The sequence below is a fragment of the Kaustia mangrovi genome, from assembly GCF_015482775.1.
In the GTDB taxonomy this organism is placed as follows: domain Bacteria; phylum Pseudomonadota; class Alphaproteobacteria; order Rhizobiales; family Im1; genus Kaustia; species Kaustia mangrovi.
Window position 1 is genome coordinate 4,275,367 of the sequence record NZ_CP058214.1, and the last position, 18,583, is coordinate 4,293,949.

Genomic DNA, 18,583 nt, shown 5'->3' on the forward strand with positions numbered 1-18,583 from the left:
ATGTACTCGCTGATCGTCTTTCTGCCGCTTATCGGCGCCCTGGTCGCCGGCCTTGCCGGGCGCTGGATCGGTGCACAGGCCTCGCGGGTCCTGACCTCGGGGCTCGTGGTCGTCTCCGCGGTGCTGTCCTGGGTGGCCTTCTACGATGTCGGGCTGGGCCACGAGACCTACAAGGTCCAGGTGCTCTCCTGGATCCATTCCGGCGCCTTCGAGGCGGACTGGGCGTTCCGCGTCGACACGCTGACGGCGGTCATGCTGGTGGTCGTCAACACGGTGTCGGCGCTCGTGCACATCTACTCCATCGGCTACATGTCGCACGATCCGCACCAGCCGCGCTTCTTCGCCTATCTGTCGCTGTTCACCTTCGCCATGCTGATGCTGGTGACGGCGGACAATCTGGTGCAGATGTTCTTCGGCTGGGAGGGCGTCGGCCTCGCCTCCTATCTGCTGATCGGCTTCTGGTACCAGCGTCCGTCGGCCAATGCCGCGGCCATCAAGGCCTTCGTGGTGAACCGTGTCGGCGATTTCGGCTTCTCGCTCGGCATCTTCGCCTGCTTCACCGTGTTCGGCGCCGTCGATCTCGACACGATCTTCGCCTCCGCGCCGGATGTGGCCGGCCAGACCATGGTGTTCCTCGGCTACGAGGTCGACATCCTGACCACGATCTGCCTGCTGCTCTTCATGGGCGCCATGGGCAAGTCGGCGCAGTTCCTGCTCCACACCTGGCTGCCGGACGCCATGGAGGGCCCGACCCCGGTCTCCGCCCTGATCCATGCCGCGACCATGGTGACGGCGGGCGTGTTCCTGGTCGCGCGCATGTCGCCGATCTACGAGTTCGCGCCCGACGCGCTCGCCTTCGTCGCCTTCATCGGCGCGACCACGGCCTTCTTCGCCGCGACCATCGGGCTCGTGCAGAACGACATCAAGCGCGTCATCGCCTATTCGACCTGCTCGCAGCTCGGCTACATGTTCGCAGCGCTCGGCGTCGGCGCCTACGGGGTGGCGATCTTCCACCTGTTCACCCACGCCTTCTTCAAGGCGCTTCTGTTCCTCGGCTCGGGCTCCGTCATCCACGCCATGTCGGACGAGCAGGACATGCGCAAGATGGGCGGCCTGTTCCCGCATCTGAAGAAGACCTGGGCGATGATGCTCGTCGGCACGCTGGCGCTGACCGGCTTCCCGCTCACCGCCGGCTACTTCTCCAAGGACGCGATCATCGAGGCGGCCTTCGCGGCCCATTCCGGCGTCGGCCAGTATGCCTTCTGGCTGACGGTCATCGCCGCCTTCCTGACCTCCTTCTATTCCTGGCGCCTCATGTTCATGACCTTCCACGGCCGCCAGCGCGCCTCGCGCGACGTCATGGCCCATGTGCATGAATCGCCGAACGTCATGCTCGTTCCGCTCTATCTGCTGGCCATCGGCGCGCTCGTGGCGGGCGGCCTCTTCAAGGGGCTGTTCATCGGCCACGAGGAGGCGGAGTTCTGGGGCGCGGCGCTGCTGCGCGGCGAGGGCAACGAGATCGTCGAGGCCATGCACCACGTGCCGGGCTGGGTGCCGTTCGCGCCGACCGTCATGATGGTGGCGGGCTTCGCGCTGGCATGGCTGTTCTACATCGCACGCCCGGAGATGCCGAAGGCGCTCGCGGAGATGCACCGCCCGCTCTACCTGTTCCTCCTGAACAAGTGGTATTTCGACGAGCTCTACGACCTCGTCTTCGTGCGCGGCGCCAAGGCGCTCGGCCGCTTCCTGTGGAAGCGCGGCGACGGCTGGGCGATCGACGGCTTCGGCCCGGACGGCGTGTCCGCCCGCGTCATCGACATCACCAACCGGATCGTGCGGCTTCAGACGGGTTATCTCTATCACTACGCCTTTGCGATGCTGGTGGGGATCGCCGCTTTGATCACCTGGCTCATGTTCGGGAGCATGTGAGTAGGACATGGCTATTCCGCACCTTCTCTCCGTCGTCACCTTCCTGCCGCTCGTCGGCGCGCTGTTCATCCTGGCAGTGCGCGGCGAGGACAAGCCGGCGGAACGCTCCGCGCGCTATGTGGCGCTGTGGACGACGATCATCACCTTCGTCCTCTCGCTGCTCATCTGGGCGAATTTCGACCCCAACACGCCGGACTTCCAGTTCGTGGAGAAGACGGAGTGGCTCGGCGGCGCGATCTCCTACCATATGGGCGTCGACGGCATCTCGATGCTGTTCGTGATCCTCACGACCTTCCTCATGCCCGGCTGCATCCTGGCGAGCTGGCATGTGAAGACGCGCGTGAAGGAGTACATGATCGCCTTCCTGGTGCTGGAAACGCTGATGATCGGCGTCTTCTGCGCGCTGGACCTGGTGCTGTTCTACCTGTTCTTCGAGGGCGGGCTCATCCCGATGTTCCTGATCATCGGCGTGTGGGGCGGCCCGCGGCGCGTCTATGCGAGCTTCAAGTTCTTCCTCTACACGCTGCTCGGCTCGGTGCTGATGCTGCTGGCGATCCTCGCCATGTACTGGAATGCCGGGACGACCGACATTCCCACGCTGCTCAACCACCAGTTCCCGGCGGAGATGCAGACATGGCTGTGGCTCGCCTTCTTCGCCTCCTTCGCGGTGAAGATGCCGATGTGGCCGGTGCACACCTGGCTGCCGGACGCCCATGTGGAGGCGCCGACGGCGGGTTCGGTGATCCTGGCGGCGATCCTTCTGAAGATGGGCGGCTACGGCTTCCTGCGCTTCTCCATCCCGATGTTCCCGATGGCGAGCGAGATGTTCGCGCCCTTCGTGTTCACCCTGTCGGTGGTGGCGATCGTCTACACCTCGCTGGTCGCGCTGATGCAGGAGGACATGAAGAAGCTCATCGCCTATTCCTCGGTGGCGCATATGGGCTTCGTGACCATGGGACTGTTCACGCTCACCACCCAGGGGGTGGAGGGCGGCCTGTTCCAGATGGTCAGCCACGGCCTCGTCTCCGGCGCGCTCTTCCTGTGCGTCGGCGTCATCTACGACCGCATGCACACCCGCGAGATCGCGGCCTATGGCGGGCTGGTGAACCGCATGCCGCTCTACGCCTTCACCTTCATGGTGTTCACCATGGCCAATGTGGGCCTGCCGGGCACGTCGGGCTTCATCGGCGAGGTGCTGACGCTGACGGGCGCCTTCCAGGTCAATAGCTGGGTCGCGCTGTTCGCCACCACGGGCATCATCCTGTCGGCGGGCTATGCGCTCTGGCTCTACCGGCGCATCATCTTCGGCGCGCTGGAGAAGGAGAGCCTGAAGTCGATCACGGACATGAACTGGCGCGAGGCCGCCGTGCTCATTCCGCTGATCGTGCTGACCGTCGGCTTCGGCGTCTATCCGGCCCCGATCCTCGACGTGTTCTCCGTGTCGGTGGACAACCTTATCTCGAACTACCAGGCCTCGCTTGCGGCCTTCGATGCCGCGCGCGTCGCCGTGGCGCAGTGATCCAGAGGGCAAGACGGAATGCCGGACACCTTTTCGACCGCCGATGCGATGACGCTCCTGCCCGAGCTGGTGCTCGGCGTCGGCGCGATGGCCATGCTCATGATCGGCGCCTTCCGACGGGGCAATTCCTACGATCTGTGCTCGTCGCTGGCGCTGGTGGTGCTCGCCGTGGCGGCGGCGCTGACCGTCTTCTCCGGAACGGGAACCGTCACGGCCTATAACGGCGTGTTCGTGGTCGACACCTTCGCGCGCTTCATGAAGGTGCTCACCATCTTCGGCTCGGCGGCCACGGTGCTGGTTTCCATCGGTTACTTCAAGGCGGAGCGGATGGACCGCTTCGAGTATCCCGTGCTCATCGTGCTGGCGACGCTCGGCATGATGATGATGATCTCCGCCAACGGGCTCATCGCGCTCTATCTGGGCCTGGAGCTGCAGAGCCTGTCGCTCTATGTGGTCGCCGCCTTCAACCGGGATTCGCCGCGCTCGGCGGAGGCCGGTCTCAAGTATTTCGTGCTCGGCGCGCTCGCCTCCGGCATGCTGCTCTACGGCGCCTCGCTCGTCTACGGCTTCACCGGCACGACCACCTTCGAGGGCATCGCGACGGTGATCGCGGAGGGCGACACCGGCATGGGGCTGCTGTTCGGCCTGTGCTTCCTGCTGGTCGGGTTGGCCTTCAAGATCTCCGCGGTTCCCTTCCATATGTGGACGCCGGACGTCTATGAGGGCGCGCCGACCCCGGTGACGACCTTCTTCGCGTCGGCGCCGAAGGTCGCCGCCATCGCGCTTCTGGTGCGCACCATGGCGGTGCCGTTCGCGGGGATCGCGTCCGACTGGCAGCAGATCCTGGTGTTCCTGTCGATCGCCTCCATGGTGCTCGGCGCCTTCGCGGCCATCGGGCAGAACAACATCAAGCGGCTGATGGCCTATTCCTCCATCGGCCATATGGGCTATGCGCTGGTCGGTCTCGCCGCGGCGAGCCCGGAGGGCGTGAAGGGCGTCGTCATCTACATGACGATCTATGTGCTCATGACGCTCGGCACCTTCGGCTGCATCCTCGCCATGCGCCGGCGCGAGGGGCCGGTGGAGGAGATCTCCGATCTCGCGGGCCTTGCCCGCACTAACGGCACCATGGCCTTCATCCTGGCCATGCTCATGTTCTCGCTGGCCGGCATCCCGCCGCTCGCGGGCTTCTTCGCGAAGTTCTACGTCTTCTCCGCCGCCATCAAGGCGGACCTGCTCACCCTCGCCGTCATCGGCGTGGTGGCGAGCGTGGTGAGCGCCTTCTACTATCTCAGGGTCGTGAAGGTGATGTATTTCGACGAGTCGGCGGAGGAGTTCGAGCCCATGGCCGGCGAGCTCAAGCTGGTCGTCGGGCTGGCCGGCGTCTTCATCGTCGGCTTCGCGGTGTTCGCGCGCCCGTTCGTCGATGCCGCGCAGGCCGCCGCCGCCTCGCTGTTCTGACAGGGCTGCATGACGGAGCAACGCCCCAGGCTTCCCGACGGCTATCGGCTTCTCGCCTTCGACGAGATCGATTCGACCAATGCGGAGGCCGCCCGGCGCGCGGATGCGGGCGAGGAGGGGCCGGTCTGGCTGTGGGCCGGACGGCAGACGAGGGGCAGGGGGCGCTATAGCCGCCCCTGGGCGTCGGAGCCCGGCAATCTCTATGCCACGCTCGTCACGGCCGCGCCCGGGCCGCGCCCGGCCGATCTGAGCTTCGCCATGGCGCTCGCGCTCCACGATGCCGCCGCGGCCTGCCTGCCGGAACGCGAAGCCGGGGGGCTGTCGCTCAAATGGCCGAACGATCTCATGCTCGACGGCGCCAAGGTTTCGGGCCTGCTGCTGGAGGCCGTCGGCCGGCGAGAGGGCGACGGTGCGCCCGTGCTCGCCATCGGCTTCGGCCTCAATATCGCGCACAAGCCCGACATTGCCGACTATGCGGTGACGTCGCTCGCCGAGCACGGCGCGACCGCCACGCCGGCGCGCGCGCTGGAACATCTGGCGGCGAAGGCGGCCTGGTGGATCGGACGCTGGGACGAGGGCCGCGGCTTCGCCGCGATCCGCGACGCGTGGCTCGCGCGGGCGCGCGGGCTCGGCGGACAGATCGCCGTCACCAGCGGCAGTGAGCGCATGACGGGCCTGTTTGAGGACCTTGCCGAGGACGGCGCGCTGATCCTGCGCCTGCCGGACGGCACGGCGAGGCGGATCTTCGCCGGGGACGTCTTCCTGCCCGGCGGCAATCGCGGGGCGGCGTGATGGTAGCGGGGGGCAAGAAAGGAAAGGCGCGCGAGGAGCTCGTCTTCCTGCCGCTCGGCGGGACGGGCGAGATCGGCATGAACGCCTATCTCTACGGGCTGGGGCCGGTGCGGGACCGGCGCTGGCTCATGGTCGATCTCGGCGTGAAATTCGGCAGCGAGCGCGAGCCGGGCGTCGACGTCATCCTGCCCGACATGGCCTTCATGGAGGCGGAGCGCCACGCCCTGGAGGGCCTCGTCCTCACCCATGCGCATGAGGACCATCTGGGGGCGGTGCCCTATCTGTGGGAACGCCTCGGCATGCCCGTCTATGCGACGCGCTTCACCGCCGCGCTGCTCATGAACAAGCTGGAGGAGGCGGGGCTGGAAGAGGAGGTGCCGCTCCACATCGTGGAGCCCGGCGACCGCTTCGCCTTAGGGCCCTTCGACATCGAGCTCGTCAGGGTCAACCACTCGATCCCGGAGCCCAACGCGCTCGCCATCCGCACGGGCGCCGGCACGGTGGTCCATTCCGGCGACTGGAAGATCGACGATGCGCCGGTGCTCGGCGAGCGCATCGACGAGGCGCGGCTGCGCGAGATCGGCGCGGAGGGCTGCCTCGCGCTGGTCTGCGATTCGACCAACGCCATGCGCGAGGGCCACTCGCCGACCGAGGAGGAGGTGGCCGCCAGCCTCACCTCGATCATCGCCCGGGCGAAGGCCCGTGTCGCGATCACCACCTTCGCCTCCCATGTGGGCCGGCTCGAGACCGTTGCGCGCGCCGCGCACGAGGCCGGCCGGCAGGTCGTGGTGGCGGGCCGCGCCATGAACACCGTCATCGAGGCCGCCCGCCACAGCGGCTATCTGAGGGACGTGCCGGACTTCCAGCCGGCCGACGCCTTCGGCTATCTGCCGCCGGAGAAGGTCGTGTGCCTGTGCACCGGCAGCCAGGGCGAGCCCCGTGCGGCCATGGCGCGCATCGCCGACGACAGCCATCCCTCCATCGCGCTGGAGGCCGGCGATCTGGTGATCTTCTCCTCCAAGACGATCCCCGGCAACGAGAAGGCGGTCATCGAGATCGAGAACAAGCTCGCCGCGCGCGGGGTGGAGATCGTCACCTCCGACGATGCGCTCGTCCATGTCACGGGCCATCCGCGCCGCGACGAGCTCAGGCAGCTCTACGACTGGCTGAAGCCCGGCATGCTCATCCCCATGCATGGCGAGATGCGCCACATGATGGAGCATGCCAAATTCGCCCGCGAGCAGGGCATCGCCGCCACGCAGGTCGTGACGAACGGCGAGATTCTGCGCCTCGCGCCCGGCGCGCCGGAGATCGTCGACGAGGCGCCGAGCGGCCGCCTGTTCGTCGATGGCCGGCTCATCGTGTCGGAGCATGCCGCCGCGATCCGCGACCGGCGCAAGCTCTCCTTCGTGGGCATGGTGGCCGTGTCTGTGATCGTGGACGGGCGCGGCGACCTCGTCGGCGAGCCGCAGATCGCCATGGAGGGCGTACCGGCGGAAGACGAGAACGCCACGCCCATGGCCGACATCGTTCTCGATGTCGTCGAGGAGGTGATGGAGGGTCTGCCGCGCGCCCGCCGGCGCGACCGCGACCTTCTGGCGGAGACCCTGCGCCGCGCCGTGCGCCGCGCCATGGCGCTCCACTGGGGCAAGAAGCCGCTCTGCCGGGTCATGATCCACACGGTGTGAGGCCCCGGCCGCCCCCTGCTGCCCGTCGCAAGATGCGCCGCGATCTGCTATTGCTCTGAAATCCGAAACGAGCGATCCGAATCATGAGCGAACACGCACCGCCCCGCAGCCCGGACGGCATCGAGTCGATCAATCTGCGCGATGCGCTGGAAGAGCGCTATCTGGCCTATGCGCTCTCCACCATCATGCACCGCGCGCTGCCCGACGCGCGCGACGGGCTGAAGCCCGTCCATCGCCGGCTCCTCTATGCCATGCGCCAGCTCAAGCTCGACCCGGCGTCGGGCTTCAAGAAGTGCGCGCGCGTGGTCGGCGACGTGATCGGCCGCTACCATCCCCATGGCGACCAGGCGGTCTATGACGCGCTGGTCCGCCTGGCCCAGGATTTCGCGGTGCGCTATCCGCTGGTCGAGGGGCAGGGCAATTTCGGCAATATCGACGGCGACAACGCCGCGGCCATGCGCTACACCGAGGCCCGGCTCACCGCCGTCGCCCAGGCGCTGCTCGACGGGCTCGACGAGGATACGGTCGATTTCCGCGACACCTATGACGGCGAGGATTCCGAGCCGATCGTCCTGCCGGCCGCCTTCCCGAACCTTCTGGCCAACGGTGCGGCCGGCATCGCGGTCGGCATGGCGACCTCCATTCCGCCGCACAATGCCCACGAGCTGTGCGACGCGGCGCTCCACCTCATCAAGCACCCCAATGCGAGCATCGAGAAGCTCGTGGAGTTCGTGCCCGGCCCGGACCTCCCGACCGGCGGTGAGATCGTGGAGAGCCGGCAGAACATCCTGGAGGCCTACAGGACCGGCCGGGGCGGGTTCCGCGTGCGCGCGCGCTGGGAGCGGGAGGATCTGGGCCGCGGCACCTGGCAGATCGTCGTCACCGAGATCCCCTATCAGGTCCAGAAGGGCCGGCTGGTGGAGAAGATCGCGGAGCTCTTGCAGGCGCGCAAGCTACCGCTGCTCGGCGATGTGCGCGACGAATCGGCGGAGGATGTGCGCCTCGTCCTGGAGCCGCGCAGCCGCACGGTCGATCCCGTTCTCCTGATGGAGCAGATGTTCAAGCTGACCGAGCTCGAATCGCGCATCTCGCTCAACATGAACGTGCTCGCCGATGGCCGCCTGCCGCGCGTCCTGTCGCTGGCGGAGGTGCTGAACCAGTGGCTCGCCCACCGCAAGGAGGTGCTGGTCCGCCGCTCGCGCTTCCGGCTCGACAAGATCGCCCATCGCCTGGAGGTGCTGGAAGGCTATCTGGTCGCCTATCTGAACCTCGACGAGGTGATCCGCATCATCCGCGAGGAGGACGACCCCAAGCGGGAGCTGATGCACACCTTCTCGCTCTCCGACGTGCAGGCCGAGGCGATCCTCAATATGCGCCTGCGCAGCCTGCGCAAGCTTGAGGAGATGGAGATCCGCCACGAGCATGCCGCGCTGACCGAGGAGCAGGCGGAGCTCAACGCGCTGCTCGCCTCCGACGACAAGCAGTGGGCACGCATTTCCGAGGAGATCCGCGAGGCCCGCGCGCGCTTCGGCAAGGACACCGAGCTCGGCCGCCGGCGCACCGGGTTTGCGGAGATGCCCGATGTCGAGGTCGACCTCGAGCAGGCCATGATCGAGAAGGAGCCGGTCACCGTCGTGTGCTCGCAGAAGGGCTGGATCCGCGCGCTCAAGGGCCATCTCTCCGATACCGGCTCGCTCTCCTTCAAGGAGGGAGACAAGGCGCGCTTCGTGTTCCATGCGGAGACGACCGACAAGCTGATCGTCTTCACCACCTCCGGCCGGGCCTTCACGCTGGGCGCCGACAGGCTGCCCGGCGGGCGCGGCCATGGCGAGCCGGTGCGGCTCATGGCCGACCTCGACGCCGCCGACGAGATCGTCGCGCTGTTCGTGCACAGGCCGGGCGCGAAATGCCTTGTGGCCTCCTCCGACGGGCGCGGCTTCATCGCCGCGGAGAACGACATGGTCGCCAATACCCGAAAGGGCCGGCAGGTGCTGAACGTCAAGGCGCCGGTCGAGGCCCATCTCTGCGTGGCCGTGCCCGAGGGCGCCGACCATGTGGCCGTCGTCGGCGCGAACCGGAAGCTCCTCGTCTTCCCGCTTCCCGAGCTGCCGGAGATGAGCCGCGGCCGCGGCGTCAAGCTGCAGAACTACCGCCAGGGCGGCCTGTCCGACGCCAAGGCCTTCAGGCTGGAGGACGGCCTCACCTGGACCGATTCCTCAGGGCGCACCTGGACGGTCGCGGAGCTGCGCGACTGGCTCGGCACCCGCGCCCAGGCCGGCCGCCTCCCGCCCAAGGGCTTCCCGCGCTCCAACAGGTTCGGCGGGTAAGGAACTGCCGGGGCGCAAGATGAGCCCGAGTGAAGTGCAGGTGCCCACATGTTTCTCCGCTCATCCCGGCGAAAGCCGGGATCTCGGGTAACACGCAAGGTCAAGTCGGTTCACTCGCGGGCAGTGGTAGTTTGCAATTCCGACCCGATCTTTTGTAGCTTACCGCCTACCTTTAAAGTTATGGTGCTTAATAGGTCATATATAAGATATCTGTTTCCATAGCTCATAAGGCTCATATGCTAAAGAGTGCTGTCGACCATCTTTTAACTAATGTGATCCCTGCTGCGCAGGACTATGGTAGCGCGGAGAACGACTTGTCGGCGGCTTTCCAACAAAATGCTGATCCTGCCCACTGGGAGAGGGTGGGGCAGCATGCCAAGCGGCGCGCCGCAGAGGCTGCGATTGCCATCGACGGCCTTGCAGACCGAACCGCCAAAGCTCTCGGGTCAACGCCCAATAAGGTGCGCGATGACGTTGTTCCCTATTGCGCAATCGGAAGAGTTGCTCGTCTCGGAAGCATTGAGCGTATCTGTGCCGTCGCCAACGCTTACAAGCATGCTGACCTGTCAGACAGAAAACACCCGATCCGCTCGGAGGCGGATATCCTCGCTACGGGTGCCGGCTACGGAATTGACTGTTATGGCATCGGCAAGTGTCGGGGCGTAGAGGTCCTGGTGACCGAGCGGGATGGCACGGTGCGGAAGTTTCTTGGTGACGTACCATGGGCGATTGCGGGGTGGTTTCAATATCTTGAGGCACGGAGCGCGGCGTTGCCGCTCGGCGAGTTCTATGTCTGTGGGCTTTGCGTAAAAACCGGCTCTTGATGCTCTTCTCAACCCGTGAACCGCCAACGCACACCATCTAGGAGCAAACATCAAATCGGACTGGGGCACCGCCCGCGCGCGAGATCCCGGCTTTCGCCGGGATGAGCGGAATGGAGCAACGGTAGGATTACCCCCCACCCTCCGTGCGGAACGCCGTCCGGTGCCCAGCCTGTGCAAGAATTCGCAAGACCATTGCGCGCCAAGTTGCCCCCGGATCCGGCACTGGTTCCGAATGCCCATTGTCAGGGCGCGGATCTTCGGTTAGGTCGTGTCCGTTACGTTATAACGTAACGATTCTCATCATTCGACGACCACCACACAGAGGTCCGGGACAATGCACATTGCGATTACCAGGTATGCCGGCGCGCTGGCGATAGGGGCGATGCTGCTGTTCGCCGCGCAGGCACAGGCGCAGACGCAGGACAGCCAGAGCGCGGAGAAGGGGACGTCCGCGCACGGTCATTCGCACGACCATGACAAGGCACACAGCCATTCCCACGGGTCCGACGATATCTATAACGGGTATTTCGAGGACAGCCAGATCGAGGCGCGCACGCTGTCGGACTGGGCGGGCGACTGGCAGTCCGTCTATCCCTATCTGCGCGACGGCACCCTGGATCCGGTCATGGCGCACAAGGCGGAGCATGGCGACAAGACAGCCGAGGAATATCGCGAGTATTACGAGACGGGATATCGCACCGATGTCGACCGCATCGTCATCGACGGCGACAGCGTCACCTTCCACAAGGACGGGGCTGCGGTCGAGGGCCGGTATGGCGGCGACGGATACGAGGTCCTGACCTACAAGGCCGGCAATCGCGGCGTGCGCTATATCTTCGAGAAGACCGGCGGCGACGACGGAGCTCCGCGGTTCATCCAGTTCAGCGACCACCGCATCGCCCCCGCCAAGGCGGATCACTACCATCTCTACTGGGGCGACGACCGCGCAGCCCTCCTGAAGGAGGTGACCAACTGGCCGACCTACTATCCCGCCTCGCTGAGCGGCGAGGAGATCGTCGCCGAGATGATGGCGCACTGACCAAGGCCCCGGCGCCCCACCGCGCCGGACCTCCCCCGCAATCGGCCGACACCGCCCGGTTGCGGGGGAGGCCGCGCGGTCCCGACGTGTTGGCGCGACCCGGCATCCGGCTGGAGGTGCCGAGTGTTCCAGTTATGGAACGCAGAGTATCTGTGCGGTGAACGCCGCTCCGCGCTCGGCAAGTGTCGGTCGTTCCTCTGTATCGCTGGCCGTCTGGCTCTTGAAGACGATATTGGCCGAACGCAGGAAGGCACCGATGGTCTCGTTACGAATCGCGAAATTGATGTTCTGCGGAATGGCATCGAACATCGTGACCACGGCCCTGTCATCCAGTCTTGCGGTCACGATACCCACCACATGACCCGTCATGTCGAGCACGGGGCCACCTGAATTTCCGGGTTGTATGGGCGCAGACAGCTGGAAGTACCGGGTGTCGCCCCGTACGCCAGAGAGGCTGTTCACCTCGCCCGATGTGACACTCAGCGCCCCTCCCAGAAGAGGGGCCAGTGGATAGCCCAGTACAACGACCTCCGATCCGATTCTCAAAGGGGCGTCCTGGAAGATCGCACCCGCAACCTGACTGTCAGTCTCGACCTTCAGGGCCGCGAGATCGTTGGTCTTGTCGACCAGAAGCAGGCGAGCGGTGCCATGGGAGGGCACGGTGATCGTTCCGCAGTCATTCACGACGTGAGCGTTGGTCAGCATGACCGCATCGTCGGTCACGAAAAAGCCTGTTCCGCTCGTCGTGTTCCTGGGCGGGGCTTCGTCTTTTGGAGTATGCGGGGTTTCTACTTCGCGCTCCTCCGCCACCCAGACCCGTTGCTCGAACCCCTTTCCCTTTGAGAGGAAGGAGCTATCGGGAATGGAGCCGATTGTCGCGAAAGTGGCCCGTATCGTCTCTGCAACCGAGGAGTCGAAAACACCGAGGACGATGGCGAACCAACCATTGGCGGTCCGATACACAGCCGTATGCTCGAACACCTTTGCATATTGGCGGGCCAGGGTTACCGCTTCGTCCTTGGTACTCCTGCTGGCCGCGACGATGAAAACGGGCCCATCGGAGGACGGCGCCCTTTGTGTGGGGCGCGGCCGTTCGAGATTGAACACGGCGTCTGCCAGAGCAAGGACAATGCTCTCGATATTCGGCAGGACCCTTGCCTGCCAGGAAATCGAAATGCCGCGTGTCGCCGATGGCGTGCGGCGCATCCGCAGATAGAACCTTTTCCCGCGATAGACGCCGGTTACAACGAAGAAGTCGTCTTTCATCACCTTGTAGGAGACGGAGCGACGCTTGCCGGAACGGCTCAATCGCTCGAAGAGGTCCGAATACGACGTGTCGGCGTAGGGCATGGCTATCGTCTCGATGACGAAGTCCTCCGACAGTGATTGCCATCGCGATCCACGTCGGGTTGCCGCTTTTGTCTGTATGAGATTGCGGGGAATTCCTAGCCGCTGCCCGGAACGGGGATCATCGGTGAACTCAAAGCCCACAACGCTCATGATCTGAGATGACCGACGCTTGAGAACCGCGCGCTGGCCCGCATTGAGCACCCCGTTCGGGCGGTAACCGCTCCTGGTCTGGAAGGCCACGATGGCATTGTAGGTGCGCCGGCCAAATTCCCCGTCCGGCAAGGCGTTGTAGTGACCCGTCCATGTCAGGTGCCATTGAACGAGCGCGCGCTCTGCCGCTGGAAGCGATGTGAACGCCAGGCGGGCGCGGTCGTAATCCGCGCGGGCCATGGAAAAGGTCGCGCAGATCAAAGCCAGAGCGATCAAAAGCCGATTGAACACGACGTCAACCCCACCCCCTGAAGACGACAGGACCTATTCAACAACAGTTGACGGGTGTTGTTAAGTTGCCCGATCGGCCCATTGCTCGCGAATAGAGGCGGAACTTGCGGCGACAGGAGGCCGGCTACCCCGTCTTCCGTGCCCTGCGGCGGCCGGTGCCGAGGCGGTGGAGGCTGTGGAGGGCGAGGGTTGTGAGGATGATGGCGCCGCCGATGAGGCTGTTGCCGCTCGGGACCTCGCCGACGACGAGCCAGACCCAGACCGGGGCCAGTACCGTCTCCAGGAGGAAGAACATGGCGACCTCCGCTGCGGTGATGTAGCGCGGGCCTGCGACCAGCATGGCGCTCGCCATGGGCATCACCACGAATCCGTTGAGCGCCATGTAGATCCACTGATCGCCGTCCAGCCAGAGCTGCTGGGCGAAGGGCACGGCGATGCCGGCGGCGATCAGCGCGCCGAGCGCCGGGCTCAGCGACAGGTTCTTGCGGGACCGGCGCACATAGGTGAGCCCGAAGCCCAGCACCGTCGCGCAGCCGAGCGCCAGCCCGTCGCCGAAGGCGCTGCCGCGCCCGAGCCCGTCCCACACGATGATCGCCACGCCCGCAAGGGCGGCCAGAATGGCCATGAGCGTCGCCCGGTTCACGGTCTCCTTCAGCCACAGGAAGGAGAACAGCGCGGCGAAGAGCGGGTTGAGCGCGAGGATGAAGACGAGATTGGCAACCGTCGTGTAGTGCAGCGCGGTCATGAACAGGATGTTCGCCGCGCAGTGCAGCAGGGCCACCACGAAGCCGTCGCGCCCGTTGATGAACGGCTCGCGGCTGCCGGTGGCGAGCCGCCACCACAGCCAGAAGCCGCCCATGGCGAGGAAGACGAACAGGCCGCGCCAGACGATGGCCGTCCACGGATCGGTGTCGACGAGCCGCAGGAGCGGCGTGTCGAAGGTCATGAACATGCCGCCCGCAAAGGTGATCGCGAGCCCCTTGCGGTGCGCGGCTGCCGCCTGTTCGGTGCTGCTGCCTGCCCCCATATCGCGCCTCGCCCCCTTTGGCCACGGCGCCCGCTCGAGCACCGTGAGTGCTGTCTATAGGCGGGGAGGGTGGAGCGCAAGCGCGAGCGGCGGACGGCGCGGGCCTGCAAGCGGGGCCCGTCCGGCCCGAACGGGCCGCCCTACCCGCGCGCGGCCTTACCCGCCGACCGTGCTCCAGCCATCCGCCGTGAGCCGCTCCTGCGGCAGGAAGCGGGACTTGTAGCCCATCTTCGGCGAGCCGGAGACCCAGTAGCCGAGATAGACGTAAGGGAGCCCCATCTCGCGGGCGCGCATGATGTGCTCCAGGATGATGTAGGTGCCGAGGCTGCGCCGCGTGTCGCCGGGCTCGTAGAAGCTGTAGATCATGGACAGCCCGTCGGAGAGGACGTCGGTCAGCGCGACGGCGACCAGCTCGCCCTCGTCCTCGCGCGGATCGGGCCCGGCGAGCGAGACGGCCGGCCCCTTGCGATATTCGACGAGCCGCGTCTTCACGAAGCTGTCCTCCACCATGGAGGCATAGTCGAGCACGGTCATGTCGGCCATGCCGCCTTCATTGTGGCGGGTGTCGATATAGCGCCGGAACAGGGAGTACTGCTCCGAGGTCGCCTGGGCGGGCTGCATCCGCGCGGCGAGGTCGCGATTGGCCCGCCATGTCCGCCGGAAGCCGCGGGAAAAGTCGAAGCGGTCGGCCTGCACGCGCACCGAGACGCAGGCGTTGCACTGCTCGCAGGCCGGCCGGTAGGCGATGTTCTGGCTGCGCCGGAAGCCGCCCTGGGTGAGCGCATCGTTCAGCCGGCCCGCATCCTCCCCGATCAGATGGGTGAAGACCTTGCGCTCCATGCGCCCCGGCAGATAGGGGCAGGTGGCCGGTGCGGTGATATAGAACTGCGGAAAGTTCCGCCCCTCATACACGGGTTTTTGCTCCAGTCGTTACAGCGTCATATCAGGCCATAATACCACGGAGCAAACAGGGAGAAAGCCAGCCAGATCAGCAGACACAGCGGCGCGCCGGCCCGCGCGAAGTCGGAGAACTGGTAGTGGCCGGGGCCCATGACGAGAAGGTTCGTCTGGTAGCCCATGGGCGTGGCGAAGGAGCAGTTCGCCGCGAAGATCACCGCATAGACGAAGATGTTGGGGTCGACGCCGAGCGTGTTGGCGGTGTTGATGGCAATCGGCGTGAACAGCAGCGCGGTGGCGTTGTTGGACAGGAAATTGGTCAGCACCGCGATCAGCAGGAACAACGCCGACAGGATGACGGGCGGTCCCGCATCGCGGAGGGCGCCCACCACATGCTGGGCGAGGTACTGTGCCCCGCCCGTCGCCTCGAGCGCCATGGCCATGGCGATGGACGCGCCGATCAGCATGTAGATCTGCCGGTCGAAGGACCGGCTCGCCTGCCGGATGTTCAGGCATCCCGTCGCCACCATGGCGATCGCTCCGCCAAGCGCGGCGATGACGATGGGAACGAGGCCCGTGGCCGCCGCCGCGATGGTCATGGCGAATACCCCCAGCGCGCGGTTGGCGAGGCCGAGATCGGGCAGCTCGGTGAGCGACCATTCGAGCAGCAGGATGTCGCGGTTGAGGCGCAGCGGGCGCAGGCGCTCGCGCGGTCCCATGATGAGGAGCACGTCGCCCGCCTCGATGCGGATATCGTCCATGCGCGAGCGGATCATCCGGCTGCGCCGCTGGATGCCGAGCACGATGCAGCCGGTCTGCGAGCGGAAGCCGGCCTGCTCGATGACCCGGCCGACAAGGCGCGAGCCCGGCGCCACGACGGCCTCCACCAGCACGATCTCGCCGGCGCCGTCCTCCTGCGCGGCGGTCTCGGTGTCGTTGGCGCGCTCGGCCTGGGCGGCGACGCGGTCGGAGGCGAGAATGCTGTTCCTCGCCTTCAGCGCCTCGGTGAGCGCGTTGCGGGTGGCGGCCACGATCACCACGTCGCCGGCCCTCAGCGTCACGTCCTCGAAGGGCGGCAGATAGGCGTGCTCGCCGCGCTGGACGAGGCGGACCGTCATGTCCTTGAGCGAGGGGAAGAGGCCCGCGACCGCCGCCTCGCCATTGAGCGGATGGTCGGGGGCGACCTCGATCTGGGCGATGAACTGCTTGCCGCTGCCGCCCGCGATCGCCGCGGCCATGGTCTCGCGCGGGGCGAGCAGGCGCGGCGCGACGAAGATCACATAGAGCGCGCCCACGCAGGCGAAGACCAGCCCGGGGATCGCGAAATCGAAGAAGCCGATGGGCTCGAGCCCCGCCCGCACCGCGCTGCCGGCGACCAGCAGGTTGGTGGACGAGCCGATCAGGGTGGTCATGCCCCCCAGAATGGTCAGGAAGCTCAGGGGGATGAGCACCTTGGAGGGATTGAAGCTCAACCGCGAGGCGAGCGCGGTGATGACGGGAATGAAGATCACGACCACCGGCGTGTTGTTCATGAAGGCGCTGACCACGGCCGCCGTCAGCAGGATCAGCACGAAGGTGATGCGCGGCCGGCTGGCGCCCAGCGAGGCGAATTGCCGTGTCGGGCCTTCGAGCGCGCCGGTCTGGTAGAGCCCCTGGCCGATGACCAGCAGCGCCATGATGGTGATCAGCGCCGGGCTCGCGAAGCCGGAGAGCAGGGTCTGGGGCCCGAGCAGCGCCTCGCCGCCGGGCCCTTGGAGGGGAAAGGCGTAGAAGAAGATCAGGAGGACCGTGACGATGGCCGCGGAGATCACCTCCAGCGGCGTCCGCTCCATCACATAGGCCACGATCGCGGTCGCGATGACCGCGAATGTGAACCACATATGTATCGTGGCGCCGAGAATCATGCGTTCACCCACCGGGCGGCATCATGGCCGAGCGGGCGCAAATCCGGCAACCGCATTCTGGGGCGCGATCCCGTTTCCGACCCCGGTGCCGCCCGCCTCAGGCGGCCGCATTCCGGCGCTGCGCGGCGCGGCCGGCAGGGGCGTCCAGGACCTCGGTCACGAAACCCTGCTGCTCGATCAGCGCGATGATCTCGTCGGCATGGGCGGCGTCGCGCGTCTCGATCATGATCTCCAGATCGGCCCGCTTGGCGGGCACCTCCAGGAACATGCGCCGGTGCCAGACCTCCAGGATATTGGCGCCGGCCTGTCCCAGAAGGGTGGAGATCCGGCCGAGCGTGCCCGGCCGGTCGTCGATCTCGATGCGCAGGGAGACGATGCGATGTTCGCGCTCCAGTTCCCGATAGATGATGGAGGCCAGGATGCGTGGGTCGATATTGCCGCCGCACAGGATAAGTCCCACTTTGCGGCCGCGGAAGCTTTCCGGGTCGGCAAGCACCGCGGCGAGCCCTGCGGCACCGGCGCCCTCCGCCACGACCTTCTGTTGACACAAAAAGGCGTTGACCGCCCGTTCGATATCCGACTCCCCCACAAGCCGGATCTCGTCCACATTCTCCCTGCACAGCGCGATGGTGCGCGCCGTGACGTTCTTTACGGCAATCCCTTCCGCCAGCGTCGACCCGCCGCATTGGGCCGGCTCGCCGCGAAGGGCGTGATACATGGAAGGATAAAGAGCCGTTTCCACGCCGACAATGCGGATGTCGGGCTTGAGCGCCTTTGCCGCAACGGCATTGCCGGAAATCAGCCCGCCGCCGCCGATGGGAACGATCAGCGTGTCGAGATCGGGCGCGTCCGCGAGCATCTCCAGCGCGATCGTGCCCTGGCCGGCGATGATATGGTCGTCGTCATAGGGGTGGACGAGGGTGAGCCCCCGGTCCGCGATTATGGCCTCCACCGTGACCTGGGAATCGGCGAGCGTCTCGCCGGACAGCACGATCTCCGCCCCGTGCGCACGGGTGCGCTCGATCTTGTTGAAGGGCGTCGTCTCCGGCATCACGATGGTGGCGGGAATGCCGAGGCGGCTGGCGTGATAGGCGACCGCCTGGGCGTGGTTGCCCGCCGACATGGCGATGACGCCGCGCGCCTTGTCGTCCGCGCTCAGGCTGGCCAGCTTGATGAAGGCGCCGCGGTCCTTGAACGAGTTGGTGACCTGCAGGTTCTCGAACTTCACCGTGAGGTCGACGCCGGTGAGCTTCGACAGCGCGGGGGCGGCGAGCATCGGCGTGCTCACGACCTGTCCCGCCAGCGCGTCCCGCGCGCGTTCGATATCGGAAATGGTGACCGTCATAATCCGCCTCGCGGGATTGCCTCATGATGCGTTTGTCATC

At 66.2% G+C, this 18,583-nt stretch carries 13 protein-coding genes; 8 read left to right on the forward strand and 5 right to left on the reverse strand.

The window, feature by feature from the left end:
- The 8 genes from nuoL (at position 1) to HW532_RS20250 (ending at position 11,579) form a co-directional block, all read left to right on the forward strand.
- On the forward strand, positions 1-1,929 hold the full coding sequence (nuoL, locus tag HW532_RS20215; protein ID WP_213162180.1) for an NADH-quinone oxidoreductase subunit L: 1,929 nt from the start codon (positions 1-3) through the stop codon (positions 1,927-1,929).
- A gap of 7 nt (positions 1,930-1,936) precedes the next feature.
- The gene (locus HW532_RS20220; protein WP_213162181.1) at positions 1,937-3,448 is read left to right on the forward strand and encodes an NADH-quinone oxidoreductase subunit M; all 1,512 of its coding nucleotides are present in this window, start codon (positions 1,937-1,939) and stop codon (positions 3,446-3,448) included.
- Between the two features lie 18 nt (positions 3,449-3,466).
- A complete protein-coding gene (gene nuoN, locus HW532_RS20225) occupies positions 3,467-4,909 on the forward strand; it encodes an NADH-quinone oxidoreductase subunit NuoN (RefSeq protein WP_213162182.1) in 1,443 nt (480 codons plus the stop codon).
- A gap of 9 nt (positions 4,910-4,918) precedes the next feature.
- A complete protein-coding gene (locus tag HW532_RS20230) occupies positions 4,919-5,701 on the forward strand; it encodes a biotin--[acetyl-CoA-carboxylase] ligase (RefSeq protein WP_213162183.1) in 783 nt (260 codons plus the stop codon).
- A complete protein-coding gene (locus tag HW532_RS20235) occupies positions 5,701-7,389 on the forward strand; it encodes a ribonuclease J (RefSeq protein ID WP_213162184.1) in 1,689 nt (562 codons plus the stop codon). Before HW532_RS20230 ends, HW532_RS20235 begins: the two co-directional genes overlap by 1 nt.
- 83 nt (positions 7,390-7,472) lie before the next feature.
- Positions 7,473-9,716, forward strand: coding sequence for a DNA topoisomerase IV subunit A (parC, locus tag HW532_RS20240; RefSeq protein ID WP_213162185.1), 2,244 nt, complete (start codon positions 7,473-7,475; stop codon positions 9,714-9,716).
- A 236-nt stretch (positions 9,717-9,952) separates the two neighbouring features.
- Positions 9,953-10,540: a hypothetical protein gene (locus HW532_RS20245; protein ID WP_213162186.1), complete on the forward strand. Its 588-nt coding sequence runs from the start codon at positions 9,953-9,955 to the stop codon at positions 10,538-10,540.
- Between the two features lie 334 nt (positions 10,541-10,874).
- Positions 10,875-11,579, forward strand: a complete 705-nt coding sequence (locus HW532_RS20250) for a ZinT family metal-binding protein (RefSeq protein WP_213162187.1) — start codon at positions 10,875-10,877, stop codon at positions 11,577-11,579.
- A gap of 132 nt (positions 11,580-11,711) precedes the next feature.
- Here HW532_RS20250 and HW532_RS20255 read toward each other — a convergent pair whose 3' ends face one another.
- The 5 genes from HW532_RS20255 to HW532_RS20275 all read right to left on the reverse strand — a co-directional run bounded on the left by HW532_RS20255 (position 11,712) and on the right by HW532_RS20275 (position 18,543).
- Complete coding sequence (locus HW532_RS20255; RefSeq protein ID WP_213162188.1) at positions 11,712-13,370, reverse strand: serine protease; 1,659 nt, start codon at positions 13,368-13,370, stop codon at positions 11,712-11,714.
- A 124-nt stretch (positions 13,371-13,494) separates the two neighbouring features.
- Positions 13,495-14,397 (reverse strand): DMT family transporter, encoded by a 903-nt coding sequence (locus HW532_RS20260; protein ID WP_213162189.1) that lies wholly within the window; start codon positions 14,395-14,397, stop codon positions 13,495-13,497.
- 156 nt (positions 14,398-14,553) lie between these two features.
- Positions 14,554-15,309 carry an arginyltransferase gene (locus HW532_RS20265; RefSeq protein ID WP_213162190.1) on the reverse strand — a complete coding sequence of 252 codons (756 nt, stop codon included), beginning with the start codon at positions 15,307-15,309 and terminating at the stop codon, positions 14,554-14,556.
- A 26-nt stretch (positions 15,310-15,335) separates the two neighbouring features.
- Entirely contained in the window at positions 15,336-17,210 is a 1,875-nt protein-coding gene (locus tag HW532_RS20270) for an SLC13 family permease (protein WP_343068635.1), read from the reverse strand.
- 85 nt (positions 17,211-17,295) lie between these two features.
- On the reverse strand, positions 17,296-18,543 hold the full coding sequence (locus tag HW532_RS20275; RefSeq protein WP_213162191.1) for a threonine ammonia-lyase: 1,248 nt from the start codon (positions 18,541-18,543) through the stop codon (positions 17,296-17,298).
- Positions 18,544-18,583 lie beyond the last annotated feature (40 nt).

What these genes read in the sequence shown, in the direction of transcription:
- HW532_RS20260 (WP_213162189.1), bottom strand. Translation starts at nt 14,397, where the DNA reads ATGGGGGCAGGCAGCAGCACCGAACAGGCGGCAGCCGCGCACCGCAAG.
- HW532_RS20245 (WP_213162186.1), top strand. Translation starts at nt 9,953, where the DNA reads ATGCTAAAGAGTGCTGTCGACCATCTTTTAACTAATGTGATCCCTGCT.
- parC (WP_213162185.1), top strand. Translation starts at nt 7,473, where the DNA reads ATGAGCGAACACGCACCGCCCCGCAGCCCGGACGGCATCGAGTCGATC.
- HW532_RS20220 (WP_213162181.1), top strand. Translation starts at nt 1,937, where the DNA reads ATGGCTATTCCGCACCTTCTCTCCGTCGTCACCTTCCTGCCGCTCGTC.
- HW532_RS20250 (WP_213162187.1), top strand. Translation starts at nt 10,875, where the DNA reads ATGCACATTGCGATTACCAGGTATGCCGGCGCGCTGGCGATAGGGGCG.
- nuoL (WP_213162180.1), top strand. Translation starts at nt 1, where the DNA reads ATGTACTCGCTGATCGTCTTTCTGCCGCTTATCGGCGCCCTGGTCGCC.
- HW532_RS20275 (WP_213162191.1), bottom strand. Translation starts at nt 18,543, where the DNA reads ATGACGGTCACCATTTCCGATATCGAACGCGCGCGGGACGCGCTGGCG.
- HW532_RS20235 (WP_213162184.1), top strand. Translation starts at nt 5,701, where the DNA reads ATGGTAGCGGGGGGCAAGAAAGGAAAGGCGCGCGAGGAGCTCGTCTTC.
- nuoN (WP_213162182.1), top strand. Translation starts at nt 3,467, where the DNA reads ATGCCGGACACCTTTTCGACCGCCGATGCGATGACGCTCCTGCCCGAG.
- HW532_RS20230 (WP_213162183.1), top strand. Translation starts at nt 4,919, where the DNA reads ATGACGGAGCAACGCCCCAGGCTTCCCGACGGCTATCGGCTTCTCGCC.